At 61.6% G+C, this 26,061-nt stretch carries 30 protein-coding genes and 1 tRNA gene; 18 read left to right on the top strand and 13 right to left on the bottom strand.

Annotation, left to right across the window (positions count from 1 at the left end; translation table 11 throughout):
• Positions 1-77: 77 nt before the first annotated feature.
• Positions 78-341: a hypothetical protein gene (locus RHE_RS19625; RefSeq protein WP_042119062.1), complete on the bottom strand. Its 264-nt coding sequence runs from the start codon at positions 339-341 to the stop codon at positions 78-80.
• Between the two features lie 167 nt (positions 342-508).
• Here RHE_RS19625 and RHE_RS19620 point away from each other — a divergent pair, with 167 nt between their 5' ends.
• Both RHE_RS19620 and RHE_RS19615 read left to right on the top strand, forming a co-directional pair.
• The gene (locus RHE_RS19620) at positions 509-1,027 is read left to right on the top strand and encodes a DUF2937 family protein (protein WP_011427032.1); all 519 of its coding nucleotides are present in this window, start codon (positions 509-511) and stop codon (positions 1,025-1,027) included.
• A gap of 91 nt (positions 1,028-1,118) precedes the next feature.
• Positions 1,119-1,364, top strand: a complete 246-nt coding sequence (locus RHE_RS19615) for a DUF982 domain-containing protein (protein WP_042119061.1) — start codon at positions 1,119-1,121, stop codon at positions 1,362-1,364.
• 322 nt (positions 1,365-1,686) lie between these two features.
• On the opposite strand, the gene RHE_RS19605 is transcribed toward RHE_RS19615, so the two are convergent.
• Both RHE_RS19605 and RHE_RS19600 read right to left on the bottom strand, forming a co-directional pair.
• Positions 1,687-1,763 (bottom strand) — tRNA-Arg (locus RHE_RS19605).
• Positions 1,764-1,816: 53 nt separating this feature from the next.
• On the bottom strand, positions 1,817-2,980 hold the full coding sequence (locus RHE_RS19600) for a M20 aminoacylase family protein (RefSeq protein ID WP_011427030.1): 1,164 nt from the start codon (positions 2,978-2,980) through the stop codon (positions 1,817-1,819).
• 158 nt (positions 2,981-3,138) lie between these two features.
• On the opposite strand from RHE_RS19600, the gene RHE_RS19595 reads away from it, so the two are divergent.
• The gene (locus RHE_RS19595) at positions 3,139-4,272 is read left to right on the top strand and encodes a D-alanyl-D-alanine carboxypeptidase family protein (RefSeq protein ID WP_041678770.1); all 1,134 of its coding nucleotides are present in this window, start codon (positions 3,139-3,141) and stop codon (positions 4,270-4,272) included.
• A gap of 32 nt (positions 4,273-4,304) precedes the next feature.
• Positions 4,305-5,468 carry a CobW family GTP-binding protein gene (locus RHE_RS19590; RefSeq protein ID WP_011427028.1) on the top strand — a complete coding sequence of 388 codons (1,164 nt, stop codon included), beginning with the start codon at positions 4,305-4,307 and terminating at the stop codon, positions 5,466-5,468.
• 63 nt (positions 5,469-5,531) lie between these two features.
• On the opposite strand, the gene RHE_RS19585 is transcribed toward RHE_RS19590, so the two are convergent.
• The 5 genes from RHE_RS19585 to RHE_RS33280 form a co-directional block, all read right to left on the bottom strand.
• A complete protein-coding gene (locus RHE_RS19585; protein ID WP_011427027.1) occupies positions 5,532-5,756 on the bottom strand; it encodes a sulfurtransferase TusA family protein in 225 nt (74 codons plus the stop codon).
• A 5-nt stretch (positions 5,757-5,761) separates the two neighbouring features.
• Entirely contained in the window at positions 5,762-6,994 is a 1,233-nt protein-coding gene (locus RHE_RS19580) for a L,D-transpeptidase family protein (RefSeq protein WP_011427026.1), read from the bottom strand.
• 196 nt (positions 6,995-7,190) lie between these two features.
• Complete coding sequence (locus tag RHE_RS19575; RefSeq protein ID WP_011427025.1) at positions 7,191-8,144, bottom strand: acetyl-CoA carboxylase carboxyltransferase subunit alpha; 954 nt, start codon at positions 8,142-8,144, stop codon at positions 7,191-7,193.
• Between the two features lie 62 nt (positions 8,145-8,206).
• Complete coding sequence (gene xerD / locus RHE_RS19570) at positions 8,207-9,160, bottom strand: site-specific tyrosine recombinase XerD (protein WP_011427024.1); 954 nt, start codon at positions 9,158-9,160, stop codon at positions 8,207-8,209.
• 5 nt (positions 9,161-9,165) lie between these two features.
• Complete coding sequence (locus RHE_RS33280) at positions 9,166-9,342, bottom strand: hypothetical protein (RefSeq protein WP_020922424.1); 177 nt, start codon at positions 9,340-9,342, stop codon at positions 9,166-9,168.
• 148 nt (positions 9,343-9,490) lie between these two features.
• On the opposite strand from RHE_RS33280, the gene RHE_RS19560 reads away from it, so the two are divergent.
• Genes RHE_RS19560 through RHE_RS19550 form a run of 3 tightly spaced genes read left to right on the top strand, consistent with a single transcriptional unit; the run spans position 9,491 to position 12,515 of the window.
• A complete protein-coding gene (locus tag RHE_RS19560) occupies positions 9,491-10,078 on the top strand; it encodes a shikimate kinase (protein WP_011427023.1) in 588 nt (195 codons plus the stop codon).
• Positions 10,075-11,208 (top strand): 3-dehydroquinate synthase, encoded by a 1,134-nt coding sequence (gene aroB, locus RHE_RS19555; RefSeq protein ID WP_011427022.1) that lies wholly within the window; start codon positions 10,075-10,077, stop codon positions 11,206-11,208. Before RHE_RS19560 ends, aroB begins: the two co-directional genes overlap by 4 nt.
• Positions 11,205-12,515 (top strand): HlyC/CorC family transporter, encoded by a 1,311-nt coding sequence (locus RHE_RS19550; protein WP_020922421.1) that lies wholly within the window; start codon positions 11,205-11,207, stop codon positions 12,513-12,515. The genes aroB and RHE_RS19550 overlap by 4 nt, the downstream gene beginning before the upstream one ends.
• A gap of 44 nt (positions 12,516-12,559) precedes the next feature.
• Here RHE_RS19550 and RHE_RS19545 read toward each other — a convergent pair whose 3' ends face one another.
• On the bottom strand, positions 12,560-12,844 hold the full coding sequence (locus RHE_RS19545) for a BolA family protein (protein ID WP_020922420.1): 285 nt from the start codon (positions 12,842-12,844) through the stop codon (positions 12,560-12,562).
• 102 nt (positions 12,845-12,946) lie between these two features.
• Here RHE_RS19545 and RHE_RS19540 point away from each other — a divergent pair, with 102 nt between their 5' ends.
• From RHE_RS19540 to RHE_RS19520, 5 genes are all read left to right on the top strand, one after another.
• The gene (locus RHE_RS19540; protein ID WP_042119057.1) at positions 12,947-13,564 is read left to right on the top strand and encodes a J domain-containing protein; all 618 of its coding nucleotides are present in this window, start codon (positions 12,947-12,949) and stop codon (positions 13,562-13,564) included.
• A 305-nt stretch (positions 13,565-13,869) separates the two neighbouring features.
• A complete protein-coding gene (gene cobS, locus RHE_RS19535) occupies positions 13,870-14,862 on the top strand; it encodes a cobaltochelatase subunit CobS (protein WP_004679595.1) in 993 nt (330 codons plus the stop codon).
• Between the two features lie 12 nt (positions 14,863-14,874).
• A complete protein-coding gene (gene cobT, locus RHE_RS19530) occupies positions 14,875-16,776 on the top strand; it encodes a cobaltochelatase subunit CobT (RefSeq protein WP_011427018.1) in 1,902 nt (633 codons plus the stop codon).
• A 24-nt stretch (positions 16,777-16,800) separates the two neighbouring features.
• Entirely contained in the window at positions 16,801-17,826 is a 1,026-nt protein-coding gene (locus RHE_RS19525; RefSeq protein ID WP_011427017.1) for an esterase-like activity of phytase family protein, read from the top strand.
• Positions 17,827-17,889: 63 nt separating this feature from the next.
• Positions 17,890-18,456: an ATP-binding protein gene (locus RHE_RS19520; protein ID WP_011427016.1), complete on the top strand. Its 567-nt coding sequence runs from the start codon at positions 17,890-17,892 to the stop codon at positions 18,454-18,456.
• Between the two features lie 15 nt (positions 18,457-18,471).
• Here the strand turns inward: RHE_RS19520 and RHE_RS19515 are convergent, their stop codons facing one another.
• Together RHE_RS19515 and rpmB are read right to left on the bottom strand one after the other, a co-directional pair.
• Positions 18,472-19,107 carry a VUT family protein gene (locus RHE_RS19515; RefSeq protein ID WP_011427015.1) on the bottom strand — a complete coding sequence of 212 codons (636 nt, stop codon included), beginning with the start codon at positions 19,105-19,107 and terminating at the stop codon, positions 18,472-18,474.
• A gap of 111 nt (positions 19,108-19,218) precedes the next feature.
• The gene (gene rpmB / locus RHE_RS19510) at positions 19,219-19,515 is read right to left on the bottom strand and encodes a 50S ribosomal protein L28 (RefSeq protein ID WP_008527777.1); all 297 of its coding nucleotides are present in this window, start codon (positions 19,513-19,515) and stop codon (positions 19,219-19,221) included.
• Between the two features lie 240 nt (positions 19,516-19,755).
• Between rpmB and RHE_RS19505 the strand changes: the two genes are divergently transcribed.
• Together RHE_RS19505 and yddG are read left to right on the top strand one after the other, a co-directional pair.
• Positions 19,756-20,535, top strand: coding sequence for a DUF3108 domain-containing protein (locus RHE_RS19505; RefSeq protein ID WP_011427014.1), 780 nt, complete (start codon positions 19,756-19,758; stop codon positions 20,533-20,535).
• Between the two features lie 30 nt (positions 20,536-20,565).
• Entirely contained in the window at positions 20,566-21,456 is an 891-nt protein-coding gene (yddG, locus tag RHE_RS19500; protein ID WP_042119055.1) for an aromatic amino acid exporter YddG, read from the top strand.
• 10 nt (positions 21,457-21,466) lie between these two features.
• Here the strand turns inward: yddG and RHE_RS19495 are convergent, their stop codons facing one another.
• Positions 21,467-21,889: a cupin domain-containing protein gene (locus tag RHE_RS19495; protein ID WP_011427012.1), complete on the bottom strand. Its 423-nt coding sequence runs from the start codon at positions 21,887-21,889 to the stop codon at positions 21,467-21,469.
• Positions 21,889-22,659: a hydroxyacylglutathione hydrolase gene (gene gloB, locus RHE_RS19490; RefSeq protein ID WP_011427011.1), complete on the bottom strand. Its 771-nt coding sequence runs from the start codon at positions 22,657-22,659 to the stop codon at positions 21,889-21,891. The genes RHE_RS19495 and gloB overlap by 1 nt, the downstream gene beginning before the upstream one ends.
• Before the next feature lie 53 nt (positions 22,660-22,712).
• Here gloB and RHE_RS19485 point away from each other — a divergent pair, with 53 nt between their 5' ends.
• The 4 genes from RHE_RS19485 (at position 22,713) to RHE_RS19470 (ending at position 26,058) form a co-directional block, all read left to right on the top strand.
• On the top strand, positions 22,713-23,489 hold the full coding sequence (locus tag RHE_RS19485) for a class I SAM-dependent methyltransferase (RefSeq protein ID WP_041678769.1): 777 nt from the start codon (positions 22,713-22,715) through the stop codon (positions 23,487-23,489).
• Between the two features lie 123 nt (positions 23,490-23,612).
• Positions 23,613-24,710, top strand: a complete 1,098-nt coding sequence (gene hisC, locus RHE_RS19480; protein ID WP_011427009.1) for a histidinol-phosphate transaminase — start codon at positions 23,613-23,615, stop codon at positions 24,708-24,710.
• Positions 24,707-25,633 carry a prephenate/arogenate dehydrogenase family protein gene (locus tag RHE_RS19475; RefSeq protein WP_011427008.1) on the top strand — a complete coding sequence of 309 codons (927 nt, stop codon included), beginning with the start codon at positions 24,707-24,709 and terminating at the stop codon, positions 25,631-25,633. The genes hisC and RHE_RS19475 overlap by 4 nt, the downstream gene beginning before the upstream one ends.
• 5 nt (positions 25,634-25,638) lie before the next feature.
• The gene (locus RHE_RS19470; protein WP_011427007.1) at positions 25,639-26,058 is read left to right on the top strand and encodes a GNAT family N-acetyltransferase; all 420 of its coding nucleotides are present in this window, start codon (positions 25,639-25,641) and stop codon (positions 26,056-26,058) included.
• Positions 26,059-26,061: the final 3 nt, after the last annotated feature.

The following is a 26,061-nucleotide window of genomic DNA, read 5'->3' as shown; positions in this document are numbered from 1 at the left end:
GCGGCTGGATTTGCGAAGTTCCTTGGCGGGAGAGACCAGATGAAAACGCCGGCCGAAAGGATCGGCCGGGCTTTGCCTTATCGGCAGATTCGGGTTTCTTTAATGACCGTATGACCGTGGCGGCGGATCCTTTCCGTCTTGGTGAAGCAGTCGCGGGAAACGTAACGCCGCCGCATATCGTGTCGATAATAGGGACTGTGGTGGCGGTAATAAGGGCGGTCCGAATCGCGATAATAGGGGCGAGCATCATCCGTGGTGATGGTCACACTTGCCGCCTGGGACGGCATGGCCGAAAAGACCGATGCTGTGGCGAGCGTGCAGGCGAGGATAAGCTGTTTCATGACGAACCTCTCTTTTTCAGTTGCTCACGGGAGCAACTTGTTTGTCAGGAGCTCAACTCACCGGAAGCGCTGCCGGTTCAATCACATAGCGTTACCGATTGTATCGAAGAGAGAAACCTTTGGCTCGCCGGCTCGTTAGCGCAGATGGATAGCCGGAGGCTTCGATCATGGGACCGATTGCCAGAATAGTCGCCATCGTCGCCGGGCTTGCCGGCGGCACGGTTTTCTCGCAGGCGCCGGAATTTGCCCAGCAATACCGCCAGCGGATCGGCGGCGCGCTGGACGAACTGCGCGTCATCGTCGAGGACTTCAACCGGCAGGCGGCCGCGCACCAGCTCGATCGCCAGCAGGCGCTCGCCGCCTATGCGCAATCTCCCGACGATTTCCTGCGCGACCGCGGCGTCTCCATGCAGAGCACGATTACCCGTTATGAAAGGCTGCAGTCGCAGCAATTGAAACTCAGCACCGTCGCCCCCGTCGCCAAGCCTTTTGTGCTGCTGAGGAATGCGGATGATGTGGTTTTCGCCAACACCTGGCGTGACTTCGTGCCGGGCGTGCCCGTCAATTTTGCAGGACTTGTCTGGGGTGTGATCGGCTTTATCGGCGGGTGGGGGATGGCGGCGCTGCTGGGATTTGGAGCGCGGCGGGTCGTGCGCGGGCGACGCGCCTATCGCCAGGCGCCGTGAGCGGGTACAGGAGGCAGCGCGTTCGGTGCCGGTTCACAAAATGAGATCCGTCGCTTTAACCACTCCCACAGCACGCAAGGCAGGTAAAACAATGCAAACCATCTGGAAAAAGCCGGTGACGATCGCCCTTGAAGGACCGCATCAATGGGTCGTGATTCAGACCACCCAGGCTGCAACATGGGCGTTGGTCGAAGACTGGCCGACGGACGAGGGCCCCGCTCTGGATCGTGCTTGCGCTGTATGCGCAGATGTCATATCTGGCAAGCGAAGCCGGGAAGAGGCGCGGCAGGCTTTCATCGAGGCCGCGATCGAGGCGGGGATTCCTATCAAGGAATGAAACCAGCTGCTAAGCGCGATCTGGTTCCATGCTCAGCGTGCTAGAGCTTTTCCGGGTTAGCTTGAATCATTCTGCCGGAGCAGGTTTTCGTCAGGGCAGAGGCGATTGGCGATGGGCATACCCCCAGGTACGTCCGAGCCGATCGCCTCTGATCCTGGCGGAAAGATGCCCGGCCGTTCGGGTTGGCTGAAACGGGCCGGACTGATCGACCGGCCGGCTTGGCCGTAGAGCTGGGCTACGACGCGCGCCAGCCGGTCGACCATCCGACTCCGTTTGAGCCAACAGAATGCTTCAATCTAACCCGGAAAAGCTCTAGATGAACTGGTGATCCCGGCGCGATTCGAACGCGCGACCCCCAGATTAGGAATCTGATGCTCTATCCTGCTGAGCTACGGGACCACTTGCAGCCATGCATACAAAAGGCTTGGCTCGAAGCCAAGCCTTAATTGTCATCAGAGACCCAAGCGCTGTTCGGCGAGGCGGACCCAATAGGAGATGCCGTGGGCGATGGCTTCGTCGTTGAAGTCGTAGGCCGGGTTGTGCAGTCCGGCGCTGTCGCCGTTGCCGATGAAGATGAAGGCGCCGGGGCGCGCGTTCAGCATGTAGGAGAAATCCTCGCCGCCCATCATCGGCTCGATTTCGGCGTTAACGTTGTCCTCGCCGGCAATGTCGCTGGCGGTGGCGACCGCGTGCTCCGTCTCATCAGGATGATTGACGGTGACGGGATAGTTGCGGTTGAAGCTGATCTCGGCTTCGGCACCGTGGGCTGCGACCACACCCTCGACGATCTGCCGGAAGCGCGTCTCGGCAAGCGTGCGCATCTTGTCGTCCAGGGTGCGGACGGTGCCTGCGAAGGTCGCATCGTTCGGAATGACGTTGTGGGCGAAACCGGCATTGAACTTGGTCACCGAGACGACGACCGAGCTGATCGGATCGGCGGTGCGCGAAGCGATCATCTGTAAGTTGCCGACGATCTGAGCGCCGATGGCGATCGGGTCGATCGTCCGGTGCGGCTGGGCGGCGTGGCCGCCGCGACCCTTGATGGTGACGGTGAACTCGTCCGTCGCCGCCATGATCGCGCCCTTGCGGGTGGCGAACTGGCCGATGGGCAGGCCCGGCAGATTGTGCATGCCGTAGACTTCTTCGATCTCGAAGCGCTCCATCATGCCGTCCTTGACCATCAGGTTGCCGCCGCCGCCGCCCTCTTCGGCGGGCTGGAAGATGACGGCGATATTGCCGTTGAAATTGCGGGTCTCGGCCAGATATTTTGCGGCGCCGAGCAGCATCGCCGTGTGGCCGTCATGGCCGCAGGCATGCATCTTGCCCGGCGTCTTCGAGGCCCAGGGCTTGCCTGATATCTCGGTCAGCGGCAGCGCGTCCATATCGGCGCGCAGGCCGATCGTCCGGCGGCCTTCGCCCTTGCCCTTGACCAGGCCGACGACGCCGGTGCGGCCGATGCCGGTGACGATCTCGTCGACGCCGAATTCCTTGAGCTTGTCAGCGACAAAAGCGGCCGTATTTTCCACCGCGAAAAGGAGCTCGGGCCGGGCGTGGATATGACGGCGCCATTCGGCGACTTCGTCCTGCAATTCGGCGGCTCTGTTCAAAATCGGCATATCGGCGTTCCTGTTATCAAATCCCGACAATCGTTCATCGCTTCACAAGGGTGTGAGGCTTACGCAAATTACTTCGTCAATGACCTTTGCCATGTCATAGCCATATAGGCTAGATAGATGAAGGTTTCGAGATTTTCCGCACATCTGAAGGACGAACCGTGTCGACGAGCCACTCCCGTTTGTTTGCCGCCATGCAGCCGTTTCGTTTCATGATTGCCGCGACTGCCGCTTTTGTTGCCTCTGTTTCGCTTGTTCAGGCGAATCCGCATATTCTCGTCGAGGTGCAGACAGGCCGCGTACTCGAACACGAAGAAGCCTTCCGCAAGTGGTATCCGGCCTCGCTGACCAAGCTGATGACCGTCTATACCGTCTTCGATGCGATCCGCGCCGGTCAGATCAGTCTCGATACGCCCATCGTCATCAGCAAACGCGCCGCCGCGCAGCCGGCCGCAAAGATGTATTTCAAGCCGGGCCAGAAGCTGACGCTCGACAGTGCCTTGAAGATACTGATGGTGAAATCGGCCAACGACATTGCGGTTGCGGTCGCAGAAGCCGTCGGCGGTACGCAGGAAGGTTTCGTGACTCGGATGAATGGCGAGGCGCTGAAGCTCGGCATGACGGATTCGCATTTCGTCAATCCGAACGGCCTGCCGGGAAAGGGCCAGTATACCACGGCGCGCGACTTGGCGGTGCTGACGGTGGCGTTGCGCCGTGACTTTCCGCAATATGCCAGCTATTTCGCGCTCGAGGGCTTCACCACCGGCCAGCAGAACGTGCCGAACCTCAATATGCTGATCGGCCGCTTCGCCGGCGCCGACGGCATGAAGACGGGTTTCATCTGTGCCTCGGGCTTCAACCAGATCGGTTCGGCGACGCGCAACGGCCGTACGCTTGTTTCCGTGGTGCTCGGCACTGACAGTCTCGCGGCGCGTGCCGATGCGACGGCGAACCTGTTGCAGAAGGGCTTTACGACGCAGTTTCCCGGCAGCGACACGCTCGGCTCGCTGAAGCCCTACGGGCCGGGACAAGACCAGGTGACCGACATCACCGCCGATATCTGCAGCGCCAAGGGCGCCAAGATACGCAGCGAAACGCGAGACGAGGTCGGCCGCATGAAGGTGCATTCGCCCTATATTCTGGAAATGGACCACGACCCGCACTTCGTCTTCGCTGGCCTCATTCCGGGGCAGGATGCGCAGCCGTCTCAGCAGCCGGAAAAGGTGGCGACCGGCGATACGGCTGGAGGCATCGCCAACGTGCCGGTGCCGCTGCGGCGCCCGACCTCGTTTTAAAACAAGATGGGCTTTTTAAGGTAAAAGCAGATATGAGCGCGTTTAACGACAGGATTCCGGTCACCATCCTGACCGGCTTTCTCGGCGCCGGCAAATCGACGCTCTTGAACCGCATCCTCAAAGACCCCGACATGAAGGATACGGCTGTCATCATCAATGAATTCGGTGATGTCGGCATCGACCATCTGCTGGTCGAAAGTTCCGGCGATTCGATCATCGAATTGTCCGATGGCTGCCTCTGCTGCACGGTGCGGGGCGAGCTTGTGGATACGCTGGCGAACCTGATGGACGCCGTGCAGACGGGTCGCGTCAAACCAGTGAAGCGCGTCGTCATCGAAACGACCGGCCTTGCCGATCCCGCGCCCGTCATGCAGGCGATCATGGGCAATCCGGTCATCGCCACGAATTTCGAGCTCGACGGTGTTGTGACGGTCGTCGATGCGGTTAATGGGCTGCAGACGCTCGACAATCACGAGGAAGCGCGCAAGCAGGCTGCGGTCGCAGACCGGCTGATCGTCTCGAAGATATCAATGGCCGGCGCAACGGCGGAGCTAGAACGGCGCCTGCAGACGCTCAATCCGCGCGCGGCGATGATGGATGCCGACGAACCCGAGGCCGGCAGCGCCGCGCTCCTGGTGAACGGTCTCTACGACCCGGGGACGAAGATCGCCGATGTCGGCCGCTGGCTGCAGGACGAGGATGCGCATGAGGCGCATCACCACAATCACGGCCACGATCACGATCACGATCACAATGGCGATCACCATCACCATGGCCACAGCCATGCGGCTCAGGATCCGCACGACGTCAATCGTCACGATGCCTCGATCCGGTCTTTCTCCATCGTCGAAGAGAAGCCGATCGATCCGATGGCGCTCGAGATGTTCGTCGATCTCCTGCGCTCGGCCCATGGCGAAAAGCTGCTGCGGATAAAGGCGATCGTATCCGTCTCCGACCGGCCGGAACGGCCGCTGGTGCTGCACGGCGTCCAGAGCATCTTTCACCCGCCGGTGCGGCTGCCGGCGTGGCCGAATCCGCAAGACCGGCGTACGCGCATGGTGCTGATCACCAAGGACCTACCCGAGGCCTTCGTGAAGGATCTCTTTGACGCCTTCCTCGGCAAGCCGCGGATCGACACACCGGATCGTCAGGCACTGTCCGACAATCCGCTCGCCATTCCCGGTTTGCGAATCTAAAAGCGCCACTCACGCTATCCGAAAATCGAGTCGGATTTTCAGGCGATGCGCTGGTGACATGTTTTACCGCTTGCGGATCAGGAAGCGATGACCGCCCTCGGTCTTTTCCGTCTCGACCAGTTCGTGGCCGTCCTCATTGCAGAAATGCGGCATGTCGATCACCGCCATCGGATCGCTGGTATCGACGAGGATGAGCGCGCCGCTTGCCATGGTGGCAAGTTTCCTGCGTGTCTTCATCACCGGGAGTGGGCATTTCAGGCCGCGAAGATCGTAGAGAACGGGGTTCAAGCCGTTCAGTTCCGCGCCCAGAATTTCCAGAACGGCTTCTTTGCCGCGGCTTCTGCCGTCTCCTGCGGTTCGGGCGCGGGCGCGGTATAGGCGAGCGGATTCTGCATCGGCACCGGCACGACCGCAGGCGCCGCAGCGGCAACGGTCGTTGCCTGCGGCTGGGCCGGCGTTGCGGGTGTGGCGCCGGCCGCGGAGTTGGTGGTGAGGCTCTGCGTCGTGCGCTTGGCCATCAGGTCTTCGAGTTCGGCGACCTTGACCATGCGGCCGGCTTCGAGAGAGGTGCCGGTCGGCGCGAAGGCGAGTTCGCGGCCCTTGCGCAGCTTGGCGACCACGGCTTTGCGCTCGGCTTCGGACGGGTCGTACCAGGCCATGCCGTCATATTTGCTCATCGCCTTAGCATAGTCGGCGTCATAGGTCTTGCCGTAGGAGGCAAGGGCGGCCGTCAGCGCCGGCGGCGTCGACATGGCAGGGCATTTGCCGGCGGCGTTGAAGGCGCCGCCATCGGTTGCCTGCTGGTTGAAGACATATTTCTTCTCGCAGACGTTCACCTCGGGCGGCCGCTTCGTCACTTCGAAATTGTCGTAGCCGACCTTCAGCATCTTCCAGAAGTCGTAGTTCGGGTCAAGCCGATGCTTGACCATGTTTTCCGCCGTCATGCGGAAGGGGAAGGCCTGCAGCTGCACGGTCGATTGGCCGCCCTTGAAGGCGTCGCGGGCAAAGGCATAGATCTCCAGCACCTGCTGGTCGGTCATCGAATAGCAGCCGGAGGACGAGCAGGCGCCGTGGATCATCAGATCGGAGCCGGTGCGGCCGTTCACCGCGTCGTAGCGGTTCGGGAAGCCGGTGTTGATCGCCAGATAATATTTGGAATTCGGGTTCAGGTTGGCGCGTGTCAGCTCGTAGAAGCCTTCCGGCGCCTGCCTGTCGCCGGTCTTGACCTTCGGACCGAGGCGGCCGGACCAGGCGCAGATCTTGTAATCGGCGATCTTGTCAAAACGGTTGTCGGTCTTCGCTTTCCAGATCTCCATTGCACCTTCTTCCTTGAAGATGCGGATCATGATGGGCGAATTGCGGTCCATGCCCTTGGCGGCCATGGCGTTGAGGATATGGGGAGGGAGCGGCTGCTCGACCTTGTTCTTCACCTTGGAGAGATCGACCTGCGCGGTTTCCAGCGTGTCGTTGCAGCCGGCGAGAGCCAGCGCCATGAGTGAAACATAGGCAAAATGACGTATGCGCATCCAAATTAGCCCATAAAGATAGTGCGATCCGGTCCGCCTATGGAGTTCGGGCACTGGAAGGAATCATAGGCGGCTTATACTTTATAAAACCTTACCAGCCTATGACGTGCCCCGAACATCCCCGCAAGCGCGAATGTTACAGATAATATCAATGTGGCCAAGATTTGGCCCCAATCGCTGAAAGGCGCAACTTGTCTTAGAGGTTGCGGCCCATATTGAGGAATTTCTGACGCCGCTCATTGCGCAGCTGTTCGCCGGAACGCGATGCCATTTCGCCGAGCGCATTGGCGATTACATCGCCGGTTGCGGCTATGACGCTGTCGGGATCACGATGGGCGCCGCCGAGCGGCTCGGAAATGATGCCGTCAATGACGCCGAGCGATTTCAGGTCTTCGGCGGTGATCTTCATGTTGGTGGCCGCTTCCCGGGCGCGGGTCGAATCGCGCCAGAGGATGGAGGCGGCCCCTTCCGGCGAAATGACGCTGTAGATCGAATGCTCGAGCATATAGACCCTGTTGCCGGTGGCAATCGCGATTGCGCCGCCCGAGCCGCCTTCGCCGATGACGACGGAAACGAGGGGAACCTTGACGCCGAGACACATTTCCGTCGAGCGGGCGATCGCCTCGGCCTGGCCGCGCTCTTCGGCGCCGACGCCAGGATAGGCGCCGGCCGTATCCACCAGGGAAATCACTGGCAGGCCGAAACGGTCGGCCATTTCAAGGATGCGGATCGCCTTGCGGTAGCCTTCCGGGCGAGGGCTTCCGAAATTGTGTTTCAGGCGGGACTTGGTGTCGTTGCCCTTTTCCTGACCGATGACGGCGACCGGCTGACCGCGGAAGCGGGCAAGGCCTGCCTGGATTGCAGCATCCTCGGAAAACTTGCGATCGCCGGCCAGCGGCGTGAATTCCTGGAACAGCGTCTTGGCGTAATCGACGAAGTGCGGGCGCTGCGGATGGCGGGCAACCTGCGTCTTCTGCCAGGCATTGAGCTTGGAATAGATTTCGACGATCGCCTCACGGACGCGAACCTCCAGCCTGCCGATTTCATCGGTGGTGTCGATGCTCTCGTCTTCCGATGCGAGCTTCTTCAGCTCGATGATCTTGCCTTCGAGGTCGGAGATCGGCTTTTCGAAGTCGAGATAATTGTGCATGAGGTGCGTTTCCGTTCCTTGTGCCCGGGGCGTTTTCCTGGCTCCGCCCCTTGTCGCCGGTCCTATTCGTGCTTTTTCGCCTGTTTGGCAAGGGGGTGATGCATCTGGACGAGCTGCTGCAGCCTCTCTTCGAGCACATGCGTGTAGATCTGTGTGGTCGAAATGTCCGAATGGCCGAGGAGTTCCTGCACGACGCGCAGATCGGCGCCGTTGGCAAGCAGATGGCTGGCGAAGGCGTGGCGCATGACATGCGGCGAGATCAGCGACGGCGTCAGGCCGGCGCGGATCGCAAGATTTTTGAGATCGCGGGCGAAAACCTGACGCGGCAGATATCCCTCCTTCGAGGCGGCCGGAAACAGCCAGGGGCTTTCCTGCGGCTCCTTCGCCGCGGCGGCATCGGCGGCCAGCAGACGCCCATACGATTTCAGCGCTGCAATCGCCGAATGCGATAACGGCACCAGGCGCTCCTTGTTGCCCTTGCCGCGGATCATCAGGAAGCGGCCCTCTTGGTCGAGCACGCGGGCGGGGAGTGAGACGAGCTCGCTGACGCGCATGCCGGTGGCATAAAGCAGTTCTAAGAGCGCCAGCATGCGCCGGCGCTGCAGTTGACCCGGGGCCGGATCGTCGGCCTCGGTCTGCGCTTGGGAAAGAAGCCTGCCGACCTCCTCGACCCCCATCGTCTTCGGCAGTGGCCGCCCCTTCTTCGGCGCATCGAGGACGCCTGTGGGATCGTCGGTCCTCAGGCCCTCGGCATAGAGGAACTTGTAGAACTGCCGCATGGCCGCAAGCCTGCGCGCCTGCGAGGAGGGCTTGAAGCCCTGGCGGGCGAGCGAGGCGAGATAGGCGGCCAGATCGGCGGAGGCGGCTTCGGTCAGCCGAATGCTGCGGCCGTTCAGGAAGGACCTGACGTCATCGAGGTCGCGCTCATAGGATTGCAGAGTGTTGGCGGCCGCGCCACGTTCGGCGCTCATCATTTCCAGGAAGGATTCCACGTGGACGCGGCTTAGATCCATCATCTCACTCACTTCCCGGTCGTGTCGATCGTGCCCGTCGCCGGCGGGTTGACCCGTTCGGAGGGAATACGGATCGTCACGTCGCGCTGCTGCGGCTCGACGAAGGTCACGAGCGCCCACATCGCTCCGTAAACCGTCCCGGCGAGGATCGCGCAGAAGAACAGGAAACGGAACAGGGTCGGCATCCGGCAACTCCTTCATGCTCTGCTTCTGTTATAAGAAGCGTATTCGCAAGTGCAAGAAGCGCTATTCAAGCCATGATTCCCTTGTCCGCGACTTGACGCTCCACCTGCATTTGTCGATACGGTTTGCAAACAAAGTGTGAATGGACCGATGAGTGACCCACTGCTGACCGTTGCTAACAGCCTGAAAGACAGAGCTCGCGCTGCGCTCGGTTCGCGTAATCTGGTTCTGGTCGGGCTGATGGGCGCCGGGAAATCCTCCGTCGGGCGCATCGTCGCCAGCCAACTCGGCATTCCCTTCATCGATAGCGATCATGAAATCGAGCGGGTGTCGCGTATGACGATCGCCGAACTTTTCGCAGCCTATGGCGAGGAAGAGTTCCGGGCGCTGGAAACGCGGGTGATGAAACGGCTCCTCAAGAGCGGACCACGCGTCGTCTCCACCGGCGGCGGCGCCTTCATCAATGGCCGTACGCGCAGGCATATCAAGAAGGGCGGGCTGTCGATCTGGCTGAAGGCGGACCTCGACGTGCTCTGGGAGCGGGTCAATAAGCGTGACACGCGGCCACTGCTCAAGACCGAAAATCCGAAGCAGACCCTCGAAAATCTGATGAACGCGCGTTATCCGATCTATGCGCAGGCAGACCTCACCGTAATCTCGCGCGATGTGCGCAAGGAAATCATGGCAGACGAGGTGCTGAAGGCCGTGGTCGAACAGAAAGAAAGTGCAGCGTCATGAATGCGATAAGCTCCACCTCCGCCGTCCAGACCGTACATGTGCCGCTCGGCGAGCGCGCCTACGACATCCTGATCGGGCCGGGGCTGATTGCGCGAGCCGGCACTGAGATCGCCTCGCGTCTCAAAGGCCGCAAGGCGGCCATCATCACCGACGAAAATGTCGCTCCACTCTATCTCGACGCCCTCGTTGCCAGCCTCGATGCGGCGGGCATCGTCTCGGCCGAGGTCGTGCTGCCGGCCGGTGAAAAAACGAAGAGCTTCGAACATCTCATTACTGTCTGTGACAAAGTGCTGGAAGCTCGCGTCGAACGCAACGACTGCGTGATCGCGCTCGGCGGCGGTGTGATCGGTGATCTCTCCGGCTTTGCGGCCGGGATCGTCCGCCGCGGCGTGCGCTTCGTGCAAGTGCCGACTTCGCTATTGTCGCAGGTCGATTCCTCTGTCGGCGGCAAGACCGGCATCAATTCCCCCCGCCACGGCAAGAACCTGATCGGCGTCTTCCATCAGCCGGACCTGGTTCTAGCCGATACGGATGTGCTGAATACACTGAGCGAGCGGGAATTCCGCGCAGGTTACGCCGAGGTCGCAAAGTATGGGCTGATCGACAAACCGGATTTCTTCACCTGGCTGGAAGCGAACTGGAGGTCGGTGTTTACGGGCGGCTCGGCCCGCATCGAGGCCATCGCCGCCAGCTGCCAAGCGAAAGCCGATGTCGTCGTGGCCGACGAGCGGGAGAACGGCCAGCGGGCGCTGCTCAATCTCGGTCATACATTCGGCCACGCGCTAGAGGCGGCGACCGCCTATGACAGCCGCCGCCTGGTGCATGGTGAGGGCGTTTCGATCGGCATGGTGCTGGCGCATGAATTCTCCGCCCGGATGAACCTTGCAAGCCCCGACGATGCGCGCCGCGTCGAGCGGCACCTGCGGGAGGTCGGCCTGCCGACCCGCATGTCCGAGATTGCGGGCGAGCTGCCGCCGGCCGAGGTGCTGATGGAGGCGATCGCACAGGACAAGAAGGTCAAGAGCGGCAAGCTCACCTTCATCCTGACGCGCGGCATCGGTCAGTCCTTCGTCGCCGATGATGTTCCGGCATCCGAAGTGCTCAGTTTTCTCCGGGAAAAACATCCTTGACGATCGAAGGCGCTCTGACATTTCTCGCGGTCTATTGGCCGGAGATCCTTTCGATCACGGCGCTCGTGCTGATGTCCGCCTTCTTTTCCGGCACGGAGACTGCTCTCACCGCCGTTTCGCGCAGCCGCATTCATACGCTTGAGGTCAATGGTGACGAACGGGCCGGCCTCGTCCGGCAGCTGATCGAACGGCGGGACCGCCTGATCGGTACGCTGCTGATCGGCAACAATCTTGCCAACATCCTCTCCTCCTCGATCGCCACTAGCCTATTTCTCGGGCTGTTCGGCAGTTCGGGTGTAGCGCTGGCGACGCTCGCCATGACCATCATCCTCGTCATCTTCGCGGAAGTGCTGCCGAAGAGCTGGGCGATCTCGGCGCCGGAACGCTTCGCGCTTGCGGTCGCATTTCCCACCAGACTCTTCGTCGCCACCGTCGGCCCGGTGTCCTCCTTCGTCAATGCGGTTGTGCGGCAGATCCTGGCGCTGTTCGGCATCAATCTTTCGCGGGAGGTATCGATGCTGACGGCGCATGAGGAGCTGCGCGGCGCCGTCGATCTGCTGCACCGCGAGGGATCGGTGGTGAAGGCCGACCGCGACCGCCTCGGCGGCGTGCTCGACCTCAGCCAGCTGGAACTCTCCGACATCATGGTCCACCGCACCAAGATGCGGGCGATCAATGCCGACGATCCGCCGGAGGCAGTGGTGCGCGCCATTCTCGAAAGTCCCTATACGCGCATGCCGCTGTGGCGCGGCACGATCGACAACATCATCGGCGTCGTCCACGCCAAGGATCTCTTGCGGGCATTGGCCGAGCCGAACATGGAGCCGCAGAATCTCGACATCGTGAAGATCGCGCAGAAGCCGTGGTTCGTGCCGGACAGCACCAATCTCGAGGACCAGCTCAACGCCTTCCTGCGGCGCAAGCAGCATTTCGCCGTCGTCGTCGACGAATATGGCGAGGTGCAGGGCATCGTCACGCTGGAGGATATTCTCGAGGAAATCGTCGGCGACATTTCCGACGAGCACGACATCGAGATTCAAGGCGTGCGCCAGGAGGCGGATGGTTCCATCGTCGTCGACGGCGGCGTGCCGATCCGCGACCTCAACCGTGCGCTCGACTGGAACCTGCCCGACGAGGAGGCAACGACGATCGCCGGCCTCGTCATCCATGAATCGATGACCATTCCGGAAGAGCGCCAGGCCTTCACCTTTTATGGCAAACGTTTCGTCGTCATGAAGCGGGAGAAGAACCGCATCACCAAGCTGCGCATCCGCCCGGCTGGGGAAGACGGCACAAAACCGGCCTGATCGGCTTGGCGCGAAGGCAACCGGTTCCTATATGAGCTGCGGTTCTACCAGCGTGTCGCCTCGCCGGGTGCCGCCGGTTCGACGGCCAGCGCGTGCAGGCCGGCATCGAGTTCCGGCTTCAGCAGTTCGGTGATCGCCCGGTGGCGGGCCAGCCGCGACAGGCCGGCGAATTTCGCCGAAACGATCCTCACCCGCATGTGGGTTTCGCCGGTGCCTGTGATATCGGGCTGGTGGCCGGCATGCAGATGGCTTTCGTCGATGACGCTCAGGCGTTCGGGGGCGAAGGCTTCGACAAGTTTCTCTTCGATGCGGGTCCTGAGAGTCATCATCCGGTCTTGCTGTTGCGCGAAAGGGGTTCCCACCAAGCCAGCAACATTCCCATTTGTCAATTCTTGTTGTCGCCTTCCGACAGCCCCATAATCAGCGCCGCCATGAGACTTGATTCCAAATACTTCGACCGCATCCGAACACGCCGCAAACGCGAGCAGGAGGCCGAGCAGGCACCGCCTACCTGCCAGTGGGACGGCTGCGACAAGAAAGGTTCGCATCGCGCCCCCGTCGGACGCAATGCGGAAGGCCAGTTCTTTTTGTTCTGTTTCGAGCACGTCAAGGAATACAACAAGGGTTACAACTATTTCTCCGGTCTTTCGGACGGCGAGATCGCCCGATACCAGAAAGAGGCGATCACCGGCCACCGGCCGACATGGACCGTCGGCGTCAACAAATCGGCGAAGGACAGTCCGCTGCATTCGGAAGTCCGCTCCGGCGCCTATACCCGCGTTCGTGATCCCTTCGGCTTCGTCAAGGAAGGCGGCAAGGGCAGCGGGCCGCGGTTTCCTCAGGCGCGCAAACTGAAATCGTTGGAAAGCAAGGCCTTCGATACGATGGGGCTGCATACCAATGCGACGTCGGCGGAGATCAAGAGCCGCTACAAGGAACTGGTCAAGAAGCACCATCCGGATGCCAATGGCGGTGACCGCGGCTCGGAGGAGCGTTTCCGCGCCGTCATCCAGGCCTATCAATTGTTGAAGCAGAATGGTTTTTGTTAATTCCCGTCCTTGCTCTTAGGCTTCAATCGGGTATGGTCCAAATCGGCTGAGGCCGCAGGCAAACGCGGCTCCTATTTGCGTGTTTACCCATCGCCTCCGCCGACCTTCCGGACGCGGCGTTTCTTGTCCGGGACTCTTTCAAGAATGCTCGCAAGCGGTCATCATCCCGCCGAGGTTTCGTTTCAGTCCCGGAGAAGTATCGCCGACGTTCCGACCTGGACGGGCGCGGAGATAATCGCGGCGTCACGGTTGCGACATGGCCTGAGACAGTATGGCCGGGTGGCATCACCCGCCTTGGAGACATGATGAGCAAGATCGATCTGGATATATCTGAACTGCCCGACACCACCGTTTCGGTTCGCGAGACCTTCGGCATCGATTCGGACATCCGCGTTCCCGCCTACAGCAAGGGCGACGCCTATGTGCCGGACCTCGATCCCGACTATCTGTTCGACCGCGACACGACGCTAGCCATTCTCGCAGGCTTTGCCCATAACCGACGCGTGATGATCTCCGGCTATCACGGCACCGGCAAGTCTTCGCATATCGAACAGGTGGCGGCACGGCTTAACTGGCCTTGCGTGCGCATCAACCTCGACAGCCATGTCAGCCGTATCGATCTCGTCGGCAAGGACGCAATCGTCGTCAAGGACGGGCTGCAGGTCACCGAATTCAAGGACGGTATCCTGCCCTGGGCCTATCAGCACAATGTCGCCCTCGTCTTCGACGAATATGATGCCGGCCGTCCCGACGTGATGTTCGTCATCCAGCGCGTGCTCGAATCCTCCGGCCGCCTGACGCTGCTCGATCAGAGCCGCGTCATCCGGCCGCACCCGGCTTTCCGCCTGTTTGCGACCGCCAATACGATCGGCCTCGGTGATACCACGGGCCTTTATCACGGCACGCAGCAGATCAACCAGGCGCAGATGGACCGCTGGTCGATCGTCACGACGCTGAACTACCTGCCGCATGATCACGAAGTGAATATCGTCGCCGCCAAGGTGAAGAGCTTCGGCAAGGACAGAGAAGGCCGTGAGACCGTGTCGAAGATGGTGCGGGTTGCCGACCTGACGCGTGCCGCCTTCATGAACGGCGATCTCTCCACCGTCATGAGCCCGCGCACGGTCATCACCTGGGCTGAAAACGCGGAGATCTTCGGCGATCTCGCCTTTGCCTTCCGCACCACCTTCCTCAACAAGTGCGACGAGCTGGAGCGCCCGCTGGTGGCCGAGCACTATCAGCGCGCCTTCGGTGTCGAGCTGAAGGAAAGTGCCGCAAACATCGTTCTCGGAGCCTGAGACCGACCGATCATGGCAGCTCGCGGTGACAATTCGAAAGCAAAGCCCGGTGCGCCTGTCGATGTCGAGCCGCTGCGCCGGGCGATATCCGGCTGCGTGCGCTCGGTCGCCGGCGACGGCGATGTCGAGGTAACCTTCGCCAATGAACGGCCGGGGATGACCGGCGAGCGCATCCGCCTGCCGGAGCTTTCCAAGCGGCCGACGGCGCATGAGCTGGCGGTCACCCGCGGGCTCGGCGATTCCATGGCGCTGCGGCTGGCCTGCCATGACGAGAAGGTGCATGCGACGATGGCGCCGCAGGGCTCGGACGCCCGGGTGATCTTCGACGCGGTCGAGCAGGCGCGCGTCGAATCGATCGGCGCGCTGCGCATGGAGGGCATGGCGTCGAACCTGCGCTCGATGACCGAGGAGAAATATTCCAAGGCGAATTTCACCGGCATCGAGCGCCAGGAAGACGCACCGATCGGCGAAGCCGTCGCGATGATGGTGCGTGAGAAGCTGACCGGCCAGCGCCCGCCGGCCTCCGCCGGCAAGGTGCTCGACCTCTGGCGCGGCTTCATCGAGGACAAGGCGGGCTCCGAGCTCGACAACCTGTCGGGCGCGATCAATGACCAGCAGGCCTTCGCCAAGGTGATCCGCAACATGCTGTCGGCCATGGAGATGGCCGAGGAATACGGCGACGACGACAGCCAAGCCGACAATGACGATCAGTCGGAGCAGGAAGACCAGCCGAGCGGCGACGAGCAGGATCAGGACGAGGTCGACGAGGATGCCGGCACCGATGCCGCGCCCGTCGAGGACAGCGAAGTCTCCGACGAGCAGATGGAAGACGGCGAGACCGAAGGCGCCGAAATCTCCGACGACGACATGATGGAGGAGGGCGAGGACGATTCGGAAACGCCTGGCGAGACCCGCCGTCCGAACACGCCATTCGCCGATTTCAACGAGAAGGTCGATTATCACGTCTATACCGAAGAGTTCGACGAGATCATCACCGCCGAGGAGCTCTGCGACGCCGCTGAGCTGGAGCGCCTGCGCGCCTTCCTCGACAAGCAGCTGGCGCATCTGCAGGGCGCCGTCGGCCGCCTTGCCAACCGGCTGCAGCGCCGTCTGATGGCGCAGCAGAACCGCTCCTGGGATTTTGACCTGGAGGAAGGTTATCTCGATCCGGCCCGGCTGCAGCGCATCATCATCGATCCGATGCAGGCGCTCTCCTTCAAGATGGAGCGCGACACGCAGTTCCGCGATACGGTCGTCACCCTCCTCATCGACAATTCCGGCTCGATGCGCGGCCGACCGATCACGGTTGCCGCCACCTGCGCCGACATTCTTGCCCGCACGCTGGAGCGCTGCGGCGTCAAGGTCGAGATCCTCGGCTTTACGACAAAGGCCTGGAAAGGCGGGCAGGCGCGTGAGACCTGGCTTGCCGGCGGCAAGCCGCAGACACCGGGCCGGCTCAACGACCTGCGCCACATCATCTACAAATCAGCTGATGCGCCATGGCGGCGGGCGCGCGCCAATCTCGGGCTGATGATGCGCGAGGGCCTGCTGAAGGAAAACATCGACGGCGAGGCGCTGATCTGGGCGCATAACCGCCTGCTTGCGCGCCGCGAACAGCGCCGCATCCTGATGATGATCTCGGATGGGGCGCCGGTGGACGATTCGACGCTGTCGGTCAATCCCGGCAATTATCTGGAGCGGCATCTGCGCGCCGTCATCGAACGGATCGAGACGCGTTCACCAGTGGAACTGCTGGCGATCGGGATCGGGCACGACGTGACGCGCTACTACCGCCGGGCCGTGACGATCGTCGATGCCGACGAGCTTGCCGGCGCGATGACCGAGCAGCTTGCCTCGCTTTTCGAAGATCAATCCGCCCAGCCGCGCGGCGGCCGGCTGCGCCGTGCCGGCTGACGCCGCTTCAGGGAAATGTCCGGAATGACAGGCAAGCGCCTCTGCCATGCGGCGTCGATTGCTCTTTGCATCGCAACAGGCGCTTGTCCCTCATGGGCCGGCGGCGAGGCGTCGGTCATTAGCCGGCAAATATCAGAGTTCAGGATCGGCTCTTCGGAGACGAAATTCGGATCGCTGGAATTTCTCGGCGGGCTGGAGATGGTTTCCGGCAAGGCGCTGTTCGGCTCGCTTTCCTCCATCCGTTTTCGGCCGGACCAGAGGCATTTCGTGGTCGTGCTCGATACCGGCCAGTGGCTGACCGGCAGCATCGAGCGCGATGCCAAGGGCAAGCTCTCGGGCCTTTCGGATATCGAGATCATTCCGATGAAGAACCGTGCAGGCCTGAGTTTGGAAGGCAAGGGATATATGGATGCCGAGGGCCTGGCGCTCGACGGCGACCGGATTCTGGTCTCCTTCGAGCAAGATCATCGGGTCGATATCTATCCCGATCCAGGCTTTGCCGAATCGCGGGCGATCGGCACCCTTCCGCTCCTCATTCCGCGCAAGATGCTGAAGGACAATCGCGGCATCGAGACGATTGCTGTTGCGCCCCCATCGAGCCCGCTCAAGGGCGGTGTGGTTGTGGTCTCGGAGCGCGGCCTCGACGGCGAGGGCAACCGGGTGGCGGCGATTCTCAGCGGGCCGCTGAAAGGGCGTTTTGCGGTGGCGCGGGACGGGAGTTTCGACGTCACCGACGGGACCTTCCTGCCGAACGGCGACCTGCTGCTGCTCGAACGCCGCTTCAACATGGCCGAGGGCATCGGCATGCGCCTTCGCCGCATCAAGGGCGCCGATGTCAGGCCCGGGGCCGTGGTCGAGGGCGAATTGCTGCTCGAAGGCAATTTCAGTTCGCAGATCGACAATATGGAAGGTCTTGATGCTTTTCAGGCGGCCGACGGCACCACCCATATCGTTCTGGTGTCGGATGACAACCATTCCATTCTGCAGCGTAATCTGATGCTGGAATTCCGGCTCGCCGAAGAGCCGCAATTGCTCGGATCGTCAGATTAACATCACATGCCTCGGTTATCCCGCTGGTGGTATCGCAGAAGCGGCGGTTTTCGGAGGAAAATCATGGTGCATATTCATGTGATGGGTGCGTCCGGTTCCGGCACCACGTCGCTCGGTCGCGCGCTTGCCGAAAAGCTGGATATCGCCCATCTCGACACCGATGATTTCTTTTGGCTGCCGACTGATCCGCCGTTCACGACACCGCGGGATGCCGACGAGCGCATAAGGCTGCTGCTCGAGGAGACGCGGCGGCCCGGCGGCTGGATTCTTTCAGGATCGGCGCTGAAATGGGGAAGACCGCTCGAGCGGCTCTACGATCTGATTGTGTTCGTCAGGATTGAGCCGGAGCTTCGCATGGCGCGAATCCGTGCGCGCGAGGCGACTCGATACGGACACCGGATCGGGCCTGGCGGCGACATGGAAGTGAAAAGCGGAGAATTCCTGGAATGGGCAGCAAGCTACGATACCGCCGGCCCCGAGCGCCGCAGCCTCGCGGCGCATGAGGAATGGCTGGAAACGCAGACCGTGCCGGTGCTGCGGCTCGATTCGTCGCGAGACATCGACAATCTGCTCACGGAGGTTCTGCTGCACCCCGCCATCGCCGCTGGCGCGGTCCGCCGGCGCCGGTGAACTTCTCCGGCGTGTTCAGCTGGCGCGGGCAGGCTGCATTGGCCGCAGCACGTTCATGAGCGCGCCATAGGGCAGCAGCATAACAAGGCCGACGATCATCTTGACGGCGAAATCGCCGATCGCCCAGGAAATCCAGCGGGGCGCCTCGGCAGCGAAAACGCCTAGGATGGGAGCCGCTTCCAACGCAAAGGGCTCGTTCGGGCCGAGGAAGACGAAAAACGCGGCGAAGGAAAGCGAAAAGAACATCACCGTATCAAGCGCTGAGCCGATCAGCGAGCCCAAGAGCGGCGCGCGCCACCATGCCTGGCGGCGAAGGCGGTTGAAAACAGCAATATCAAGCAATTGACCGGCGAGATAGGCCGAGCCGGAGGCGGTGGCGATGCGCGGCACCGATGTAAAGAAGGACAGCGTCACGCCGACGACGAAGCCGGCAAAAACGACCTTGCGGGCTGCCTGCGGGCCAAACTGGCGGTTGGTCAGATCGGTGATCAGGAACGCGATTGGATAGGAGAAGGCGCCCCAGGTCAGGATATCGGCCAAGTTGATGCCCGCGACTTCGGCGTTCAGCGGAAACTGGACGAGGAAGTTGGAGGCGACGACGACAAGCGTCATCAGTGCGACATAGGCGAGCGTATAGCGGGTCTTCAGCATTTTTTTATCCTGGGTGATGCCACCAGTTGGAGTGCTGAACCGGCAAAGCAAAAGGCTTGTCCGGTGTTATCCGTTCAAGCCTTTTGAAGCCGTATGAAAGAGGGCAGAAGCTTACGCAGCAGCGGCTTCGGCGGTCTTCTTGACAATCTGACGGCGCAGCAGGCGCGCGCGCATCGACAGTTCGTTTTCGCTTGCCTTGATCAGGAAGGCATCGAGGCCGCCACGATGTTCGACGGAGCGAAGAGCCGCAGCCGAAACGCGAAGACGATAACGCTGGTTGAGAGCGTCGGAAATCAGGGTTACCTGGCACAGGTTCGGCAGGAACCGGCGCTTGGTCTTGTTGTTGGCATGGCTGACATTGTTACCAGTCAGGACGGCCTTGCCGGTCAATTCGCACACGCGGGACATTGAACACCTATTCTTGTTTTTCTCGGCCCATCGAATTGCCGTCCCCGGCAAAACCGGGCTCGCAATCCAACAGGCATGATTGGAAAGTTGCGGTTCTATAGTCAGAGAGGCTGAGCGCGTCAAGCCAAACCTTGACCTTTCCCGCAATTCCGTCAAAAAGCTGCTGTTTTCTTCGCTTCAAGGCAGGAGTATAGACCGTTCGGCAGGGCTGCCGGCGCGCGGCAAGACAAGGCTTCACTCATGGCTCATTCGGGCAGACGCGTTTTCATTTCGGCCATCGCCGCACTTCTTGCCATACCGGCATCGGCGGCCGAAATCCAGCATCAGACCATCTATCGGGTGACGCTTGCCGGCCTGCCGATCGCGCGCGCGGCATTTCTGACGCAGATCGAGGACGATCACTCTTACAAGATTGCGGGCGATATCAAATCCGCCGGCCTTGCCGATCTCGTCAAGACGATCTCGGCAAAGACCAGCGTCACCGGCGTCGTCCGCAATGATCGGCTGCAGGCGCTGAAGTATTCGCTCTATTACAAGAGCGGCAAGAAGGCCCGTGTCTACGAAGTCAGCTACCGCAATGGCAACATCATCTCGGCGACGACGACGCCGCCGCCGAAACGGCCGAAGAACTGGATCGACGTCACGCCTGGCGACATGCGTTCGGTGCTTGATCCGATCTCCGGCCTGGTCTTCACCGGGGATACCAAGATCTGCGCGCAGACGCTGCCGATCTTCGACGGTGAGACGCGCATGGATCTAGTGCTCTCGCCGAAGGGTGACGAGGATTTCAAGACCGACGGCTTCAAAGGCAAGGCGCTCGTCTGCGGCGTTCGCTTCGTGCCGCGCTCAGGCTACAAGAAGGGTCGCAAGGACATCGACTATCTCAGCAAGAGCGACCGCATGGAAATCTGGTTTGCCAAGTCTGACGCGGCAAATGTATATGCTCCCGTTTATGTGCGCATTCCAACCGAGTATGGAATGGTGACGATCACTGCCATCAAATATGGCAGCGTCGGTTGACGGAGCTTTCGCCTCCGTAAAGGGGGACAGGTGAAGCTTCGCGCGACGGCCATCGGTTTTACGGCCATTCTGATGTGGTCTTTCCTGGCGCTGTTGACGGCTGGCTCCGGCAAGATGCCGCCGTTCCAGCTTTCAGCCGTCTGCTTTGCGATCGGCAGCATTCCTGGCCTCGGCGTGCTTGTCCTCAAACCCGCGCGGCTGGCGTTGCTGAAACAGCCGGCAAAGGTCTGGATAACGGGTATTGCAGGCTTGTTCGGTTATCATTTCCTCTATTTCACGGCGCTCAGGAACGCGCCGGCGGTGGAGGCGGGGCTGATAGCCTATCTCTGGCCGTTGCTGATCGTGGTCGGCTCGGCGCTGCTGCCGGGCGAACGGTTGCGCTGGTATCACGTTGCGGGCGCCCTGGCCGGGCTTTGCGGCACCTTTCTGATCGTCGGCCGCAACGGCATCAATTTCGACGGCGCCTACGCGGTCGGTTATGGGGCGGCCTTTCTCTGCGCCTTCACATGGTCGGGCTATTCGCTGCTGACCAGGCGTTTTGAAGCCGTTTCCACCGATGTCGTTGCCGGCTTTTGCCTAGTCACTTCGATCTTGTCGCTCTTCTGCCATCTCGGCCTGGAGGCGACCGTGTGGCCGGCAACGATGTTCGAATGGATCGCCGTCGTCGGGCTCGGGCTCCTGCCTGTGGGGGCCGCCTTCTACGCCTGGGACTATGGCGTCAAGAATGGCGACATTCAGATCCTCGGTGCGGCAAGCTACGCGGCGCCGCTGCTGTCGACGCTGTTCCTGACGCTGTTCGGTTTTGCCGAGCCGAGCTGGCGCATCGCTCTCGCCTGCCTGCTCGTCACCGGCGGGGCGGTACTGGCTGCTCAGGATATGTTTCGCCGCAAAAGCCAGGCACAGCCCGCGGTGGCAGAGTAAGTCTAAACATCTAGCCGCCGGGATTCCAATCCGTCGGCGCCATCTCGAAGCTCGAAAATTCAAAGCCGGGCGAGACAGTGCAGCCGACAAGGGTGAAATCGCCGAGCGGTTCGGCCGATTGCCACCAATTGACAGGAACGATTGCCTGCGGCCGCTCGCCAGCGGCAAGGTTTGTTCCGAGCATCAGCGTCTCGCTTGCCATCCCGTCCTGCGAGCGGTGCAGCGCCAGCGGCGCACCGGCATAATAATGCCAGACCTCGACCGCGTCATGAACGCGATGCCAGTGCGAACGCTGTCCTTTCGTCAGCAGATAGTAGATCGCCGTCGAATGGCCGCGCTCTCCACCCGCCTTGTCGCGGAATGTCTGCACGTACCAGCCGCCTTCGGGATGCGGCTGCATGCCGAGTTCGCGAATGATCTCATCAGGCGACATCAGAAATTGTCCTTGCGCTTGCGGATCTCGGCAAAGACCTCCTCATTCGTCTTGCCTTCCATGATCAGATGGCGACGGATCGCCGGATCGGCGGCGCGCAGAAACGGGTTCGTTTCCTTTTCCAGCCCGAGCGTCGTCGGGACGGTGAATTTGCCTTCGGCGCGCAGAGCTTCGATCTCGGCGGCGCGGCTTTTCAGGCGCTCATTGTCGGGATCGACCGTCAGTGCGAAGCGGGCGTTAGACAAAGTATATTCGTGTCCGAAATAGACGGCGGTCTCGTCCGGCAGCACGGCGAGCTTCTGCAGGGAATGCCACATGTCGGCGGCGGGGCGTTCGAACAGGCGGCCGCAGCCGAGGGCAAACAGGGTGTCGGCGGCAAAGAGCAGCTTGTCGTCGACGAAGTGATAGCAGATGTGACCGGCGGTGTGACCGGGAGTCTCAATGACCTTGACCGTGTGATCGCCGAAAAGGAAGCTATCGCCATCTGCCATCGTCCGGTCGAGACCAGGAATGGCGATGGCCTCGTTGATCGGGCCGATGATCTCGCAGCCGAACTGCTCCTTCAGCGCCAGATTTGCAGCGACGTGATCGGTGTGGTGATGCGTAGTGAAGATGTGGGTGATCTTCCAGCCGCGCCGTGTTGCCGCTTCCAGGATCGGCGCCTCCTCCGGCGCATCGATCGCCGCGGTAAATCCCGTCTCCGGATCGTGCACGAGCACGCCGAAATTGTCGGTGCGGCAGAGAAAAACGTCTAATTCCAAAGGTTTCATCTTCAAACAATCCCTTGTCCCACGACTCTCGCGGGAATGTAGAGAGTCCGGCCTTGAAGTCCAACCGCCCGCTGATAACATTTATCGCAATGCACGCGGATATCGTCGACCTACGTCAGTTCTATCACTCCGACCTCGGGCGTCTTGCCGAGCAGTCGATCGCCATGGCGCTCTCGTCGCTCTGGGTGCGCCTGCCGCAGGAGCGTCTCGTCGGACTCGGTTATGCCGTGCCTTTCCTTGATCGCTTCCAGGCCGATACCGAACGCACCTTCGCCTTCATGCCAGCCGGACAGGGCGCAGTGAACTGGCCGATGGGCTCGCTGTCGTCGACGACGCTGATTTTCGATGAAGAACTGCCGCTGCCGGACTCCTCGATCGATCGGGTGCTGATGGTGCATTCGCTCGAGTTCGCCGAAAGCCCGCGCGAGACGCTGAAGGAGCTCTGGCGGGTGCTGGCGCCGGGCGGACGGCTTGTTATCGTGGTGCCGAACCGGCGCGGGGTCTGGGCTCGCATGGAACACACGCCCTTCGGTTCGGGCCGGCCCTATTCCCGCGGTCAGCTGACGCATTTGCTGCGCGAGACCAATTTCACGCCGGGTGCGACCGCCGAAGCGTTGTTCTTTCCGCCCTCGAAACTGAGGACCATCCTGCGCCTTCGCCGCGCCTTCGAGCGAGTCGGCCGCACCTTATGGCCGGCTTTTTCCGGTGTCATCATCGTCGAGGCGCAGAAGCGGCTCTATCAGGGGTTGCCGGTCGCCGCGCGCGCCTCCCGCCGCGTCTTCGTGCCCGTTCTCGCGCCGCACGGCGTACCAACCACACGCAGTAGCTGAAGAGTAGGCCTGAGCTCTCCGGCTGCTTGTGTCACGCCCATACCTCTCGACAACAATCACATTCCGCTTTAATGCCACTTGGTCATTTTCCGGAAAATCCAAGGTCAACCCATGAGCGTTGAGATGAGCAAGCCCGTTCCGCGTCCCGGTATTCTCGATATCGCATCCTATGTGCCGGGCAAGGAACACGCGCCGGGGGTCGCCCGCGTCTACAAGCTTTCCTCCAACGAAACGCCGCTCGGCGCCAGCCCGAAGGCGATCGAGGCAGTCAAGGCAGCTGCCGACAATCTGGGACGTTATCCCGACGGGCAGGCGATCGAACTGCGCGAGGCGATCGCCGCGGTGCATGGCCTCAATCCGGCAAACATCCTCTGCGGCAACGGTTCCGACGAACTGCTCGGCCTGCTGTGCCATGTCTATCTCGGCGCCGGCGACGAAGGCATCATCACCGAGCATGGCTTCCTCGTCTACAAGATCCAGATCATGGGCTCGGGCGCCACGCCCGTCGTCGTCAAGGAGAAGGACTATACCGTCGACGTCGACGCCATCCTGGCAGCGGTGACGGAAAGGACGAAGATCGTCTTCATCGCCAATCCCGGCAACCCCACCGGTACATACGTTCCTGTCAGCGAGATTCGCCGCCTACAGGCGGGCCTGCCGAAACACGTCCTCCTTGTGCTCGATGCGGCCTATGCCGAATATGTGCGTCGCAACGATTATGAAGCCGGCATCGAGGTCGTATCGTCCAGTTCCAACGTGGTAATGACCCGCACCTTTTCGAAGGCCTACGGTCTTGCGGCGATGCGTGTGGGCTGGATGTATGCGCCCGCGGAGATCGTCGACGCCGTGAACCGTGTCCGCGCTCCGTTCAACCTGAATGCGGCCGCGATCGCCGCCGGTGCCGCGGCTATCCGCGACCAGGCCTTCGTCCAGCAGGCCGTCTCTTTCAACCAGATGTGGGTGGAGACGCTCACGGAGGCCCTCGAAGCGATCGGGCTGAAAGTGACGCCCTCCGTCGCCAATTTCGTCCTCATCCACTTCCCGGACATCGATGGAAAACGCGCGGCCGATGCCGACGAGCTTCTGACGAGCCGCGGTTACATTCTTCGCGCCGTGCGCAGCTACGGCTTTTCCAATGCGCTGCGGATGAGCATCGGTCCTGAAGAGGCCAATCGCGGCGTCATCGCCACGCTGCGTGAATTCATGGGACGCCAGGCATGAGCGTGCTGTTCGATCGCATCGCGCTGATCGGCATTGGCCTGATCGGCTCCTCGCTTGCTCACGACATCCGGCGGCTGGGGCTTACCAAAGAGATCGTCGTCGCAACGCGCAGTGCCGATACGCTGAAGCGCGCCGAAGAGCTTGGCCTCGGCGACCGCTATACGACGTCTTCGCAAGAGGCCGTCCGAGATGCCGATCTGGTGATCGTCTCGGTGCCGGTCGGCGCTTCGGAAAGCGTAGCGAAGGAAATTGCCGGCAGCCTGAAGCCGGGGGCCATCGTCACCGATGTCGGCTCTACCAAAGCGTCTGTCATCGCGCAGATGCAGCCGCATATGCCCGACAGTGTGCATTTCATCCCCGGCCATCCGCTGGCCGGCACGGAAAAATCAGGCCCGGATGCCGGTTTCCCCGGCCTCTTCGAAGGCCGCTGGTGCATCTTCACGCCGGTTGCCGGCACCGACGAGACGGCGCTGAAACGGTTGCGCGGCTTCTGGGAAGCGCTCGGATCCAAGGTCGACGAGATGGATGCAGAACACCATGACAAGGTGCTCGCGATTGTCTCGCACTTGCCGCATATCATCGCCTACAACATCGTCGGCACGGCCGACGATCTGGAGACGGTGACGGAGTCCGAGGTCATCAAATATTCGGCCTCCGGTTTTCGCGATTTCACCCGTCTTGCCGCTTCCGACCCGACGATGTGGCGCGATGTCTGCCTGCACAATCGCGATGCGATCCTCGAAATGCTGGCGCGCTTCTCGGAAGATCTCGCCTATCTGCAGCGCGCGATCCGCTGGGGCGAAGGCGACAAGATTTTCGAACTCTTCACCCGCACGCGCGCCATCCGCCGTTCGATCGTCCAGGCCGGCCAGGACGTCGATGCACCGGATTTCGGCCGCCCCCACCCGCTGGACAAGAAGTAGCCGAGATGGTGGAGGTGGCGAGCGCGAGCCAGGCGGATATCGACTGGCTGGTGCGCCAGGATGCCAGTGCAGGCAAGGCATGGGTGTCACGATGTGTGGCGCTCGGCGAATATCTCCTTGCCAGGCAGGCCGGGGAGATCGTTGGCTTCCTGCGTTTTTCCCGGTTCTGGGGCAGGGTTCCCTATATGGAAATGATTCGTATCCAGCCTGCCCATCGCCGGTCGGGTGTCGGCACGGCGCTGTTTCTTGCCTGGGAAGAGGCCATGCGGGCAGAGGGCGCCCGCATGCTGATGACGTCGAGCGAATGCGACGAGAGCCGGCCGCAGGACTGGCATCGCCGCAACGGATTTGCTGAAATCGGCGCCATCGAGCTGCCCGGTCTGCAGTCGGTGCCCGAGGTTTTCTTCATCAAGCACATCGGCTGAGGG

Source organism: Rhizobium etli CFN 42, assembly GCF_000092045.1.
Taxonomy (GTDB): Bacteria; Pseudomonadota; Alphaproteobacteria; order Rhizobiales; family Rhizobiaceae; genus Rhizobium; species Rhizobium etli.
Note: the sequence above shows the minus strand (reverse complement) of the source record. Positions and strands in the feature narration are given on the sequence as shown.

Coding starts and splice junctions, on each gene's coding strand:
- RHE_RS19625 (WP_042119062.1), bottom strand. CDS start 341: ATGAAACAGCTTATCCTCGCCTGCACGCTCGCCACAGCATCGGTCTTT.
- RHE_RS19620 (WP_011427032.1), top strand. CDS start 509: ATGGGACCGATTGCCAGAATAGTCGCCATCGTCGCCGGGCTTGCCGGC.
- RHE_RS19615 (WP_042119061.1), top strand. CDS start 1,119: ATGCAAACCATCTGGAAAAAGCCGGTGACGATCGCCCTTGAAGGACCG.
- RHE_RS19600 (WP_011427030.1), bottom strand. CDS start 2,980: ATGCCGATTTTGAACAGAGCCGCCGAATTGCAGGACGAAGTCGCCGAA.
- RHE_RS19590 (WP_011427028.1), top strand. CDS start 4,305: ATGAGCGCGTTTAACGACAGGATTCCGGTCACCATCCTGACCGGCTTT.
- RHE_RS19580 (WP_011427026.1), bottom strand. CDS start 6,994: ATGCGCATACGTCATTTTGCCTATGTTTCACTCATGGCGCTGGCTCTC.
- RHE_RS19575 (WP_011427025.1), bottom strand. CDS start 8,144: ATGCACAATTATCTCGACTTCGAAAAGCCGATCTCCGACCTCGAAGGC.
- xerD (WP_011427024.1), bottom strand. CDS start 9,160: ATGATGGATCTAAGCCGCGTCCACGTGGAATCCTTCCTGGAAATGATG.
- RHE_RS33280 (WP_020922424.1), bottom strand. CDS start 9,342: ATGCCGACCCTGTTCCGTTTCCTGTTCTTCTGCGCGATCCTCGCCGGG.
- RHE_RS19560 (WP_011427023.1), top strand. CDS start 9,491: ATGAGTGACCCACTGCTGACCGTTGCTAACAGCCTGAAAGACAGAGCT.
- aroB (WP_011427022.1), top strand. CDS start 10,075: ATGAATGCGATAAGCTCCACCTCCGCCGTCCAGACCGTACATGTGCCG.
- RHE_RS19545 (WP_020922420.1), bottom strand. CDS start 12,844: ATGATGACTCTCAGGACCCGCATCGAAGAGAAACTTGTCGAAGCCTTC.
- RHE_RS19540 (WP_042119057.1), top strand. CDS start 12,947: ATGAGACTTGATTCCAAATACTTCGACCGCATCCGAACACGCCGCAAA.
- cobS (WP_004679595.1), top strand. CDS start 13,870: ATGAGCAAGATCGATCTGGATATATCTGAACTGCCCGACACCACCGTT.
- cobT (WP_011427018.1), top strand. CDS start 14,875: ATGGCAGCTCGCGGTGACAATTCGAAAGCAAAGCCCGGTGCGCCTGTC.
- RHE_RS19525 (WP_011427017.1), top strand. CDS start 16,801: ATGACAGGCAAGCGCCTCTGCCATGCGGCGTCGATTGCTCTTTGCATC.
- RHE_RS19520 (WP_011427016.1), top strand. CDS start 17,890: ATGGTGCATATTCATGTGATGGGTGCGTCCGGTTCCGGCACCACGTCG.
- RHE_RS19515 (WP_011427015.1), bottom strand. CDS start 19,107: ATGCTGAAGACCCGCTATACGCTCGCCTATGTCGCACTGATGACGCTT.
- rpmB (WP_008527777.1), bottom strand. CDS start 19,515: ATGTCCCGCGTGTGCGAATTGACCGGCAAGGCCGTCCTGACTGGTAAC.
- RHE_RS19505 (WP_011427014.1), top strand. CDS start 19,756: ATGGCTCATTCGGGCAGACGCGTTTTCATTTCGGCCATCGCCGCACTT.
- RHE_RS19495 (WP_011427012.1), bottom strand. CDS start 21,889: ATGTCGCCTGATGAGATCATTCGCGAACTCGGCATGCAGCCGCATCCC.
- gloB (WP_011427011.1), bottom strand. CDS start 22,659: ATGAAACCTTTGGAATTAGACGTTTTTCTCTGCCGCACCGACAATTTC.
- hisC (WP_011427009.1), top strand. CDS start 23,613: ATGAGCAAGCCCGTTCCGCGTCCCGGTATTCTCGATATCGCATCCTAT.
- RHE_RS19475 (WP_011427008.1), top strand. CDS start 24,707: ATGAGCGTGCTGTTCGATCGCATCGCGCTGATCGGCATTGGCCTGATC.
- RHE_RS19470 (WP_011427007.1), top strand. CDS start 25,639: ATGGTGGAGGTGGCGAGCGCGAGCCAGGCGGATATCGACTGGCTGGTG.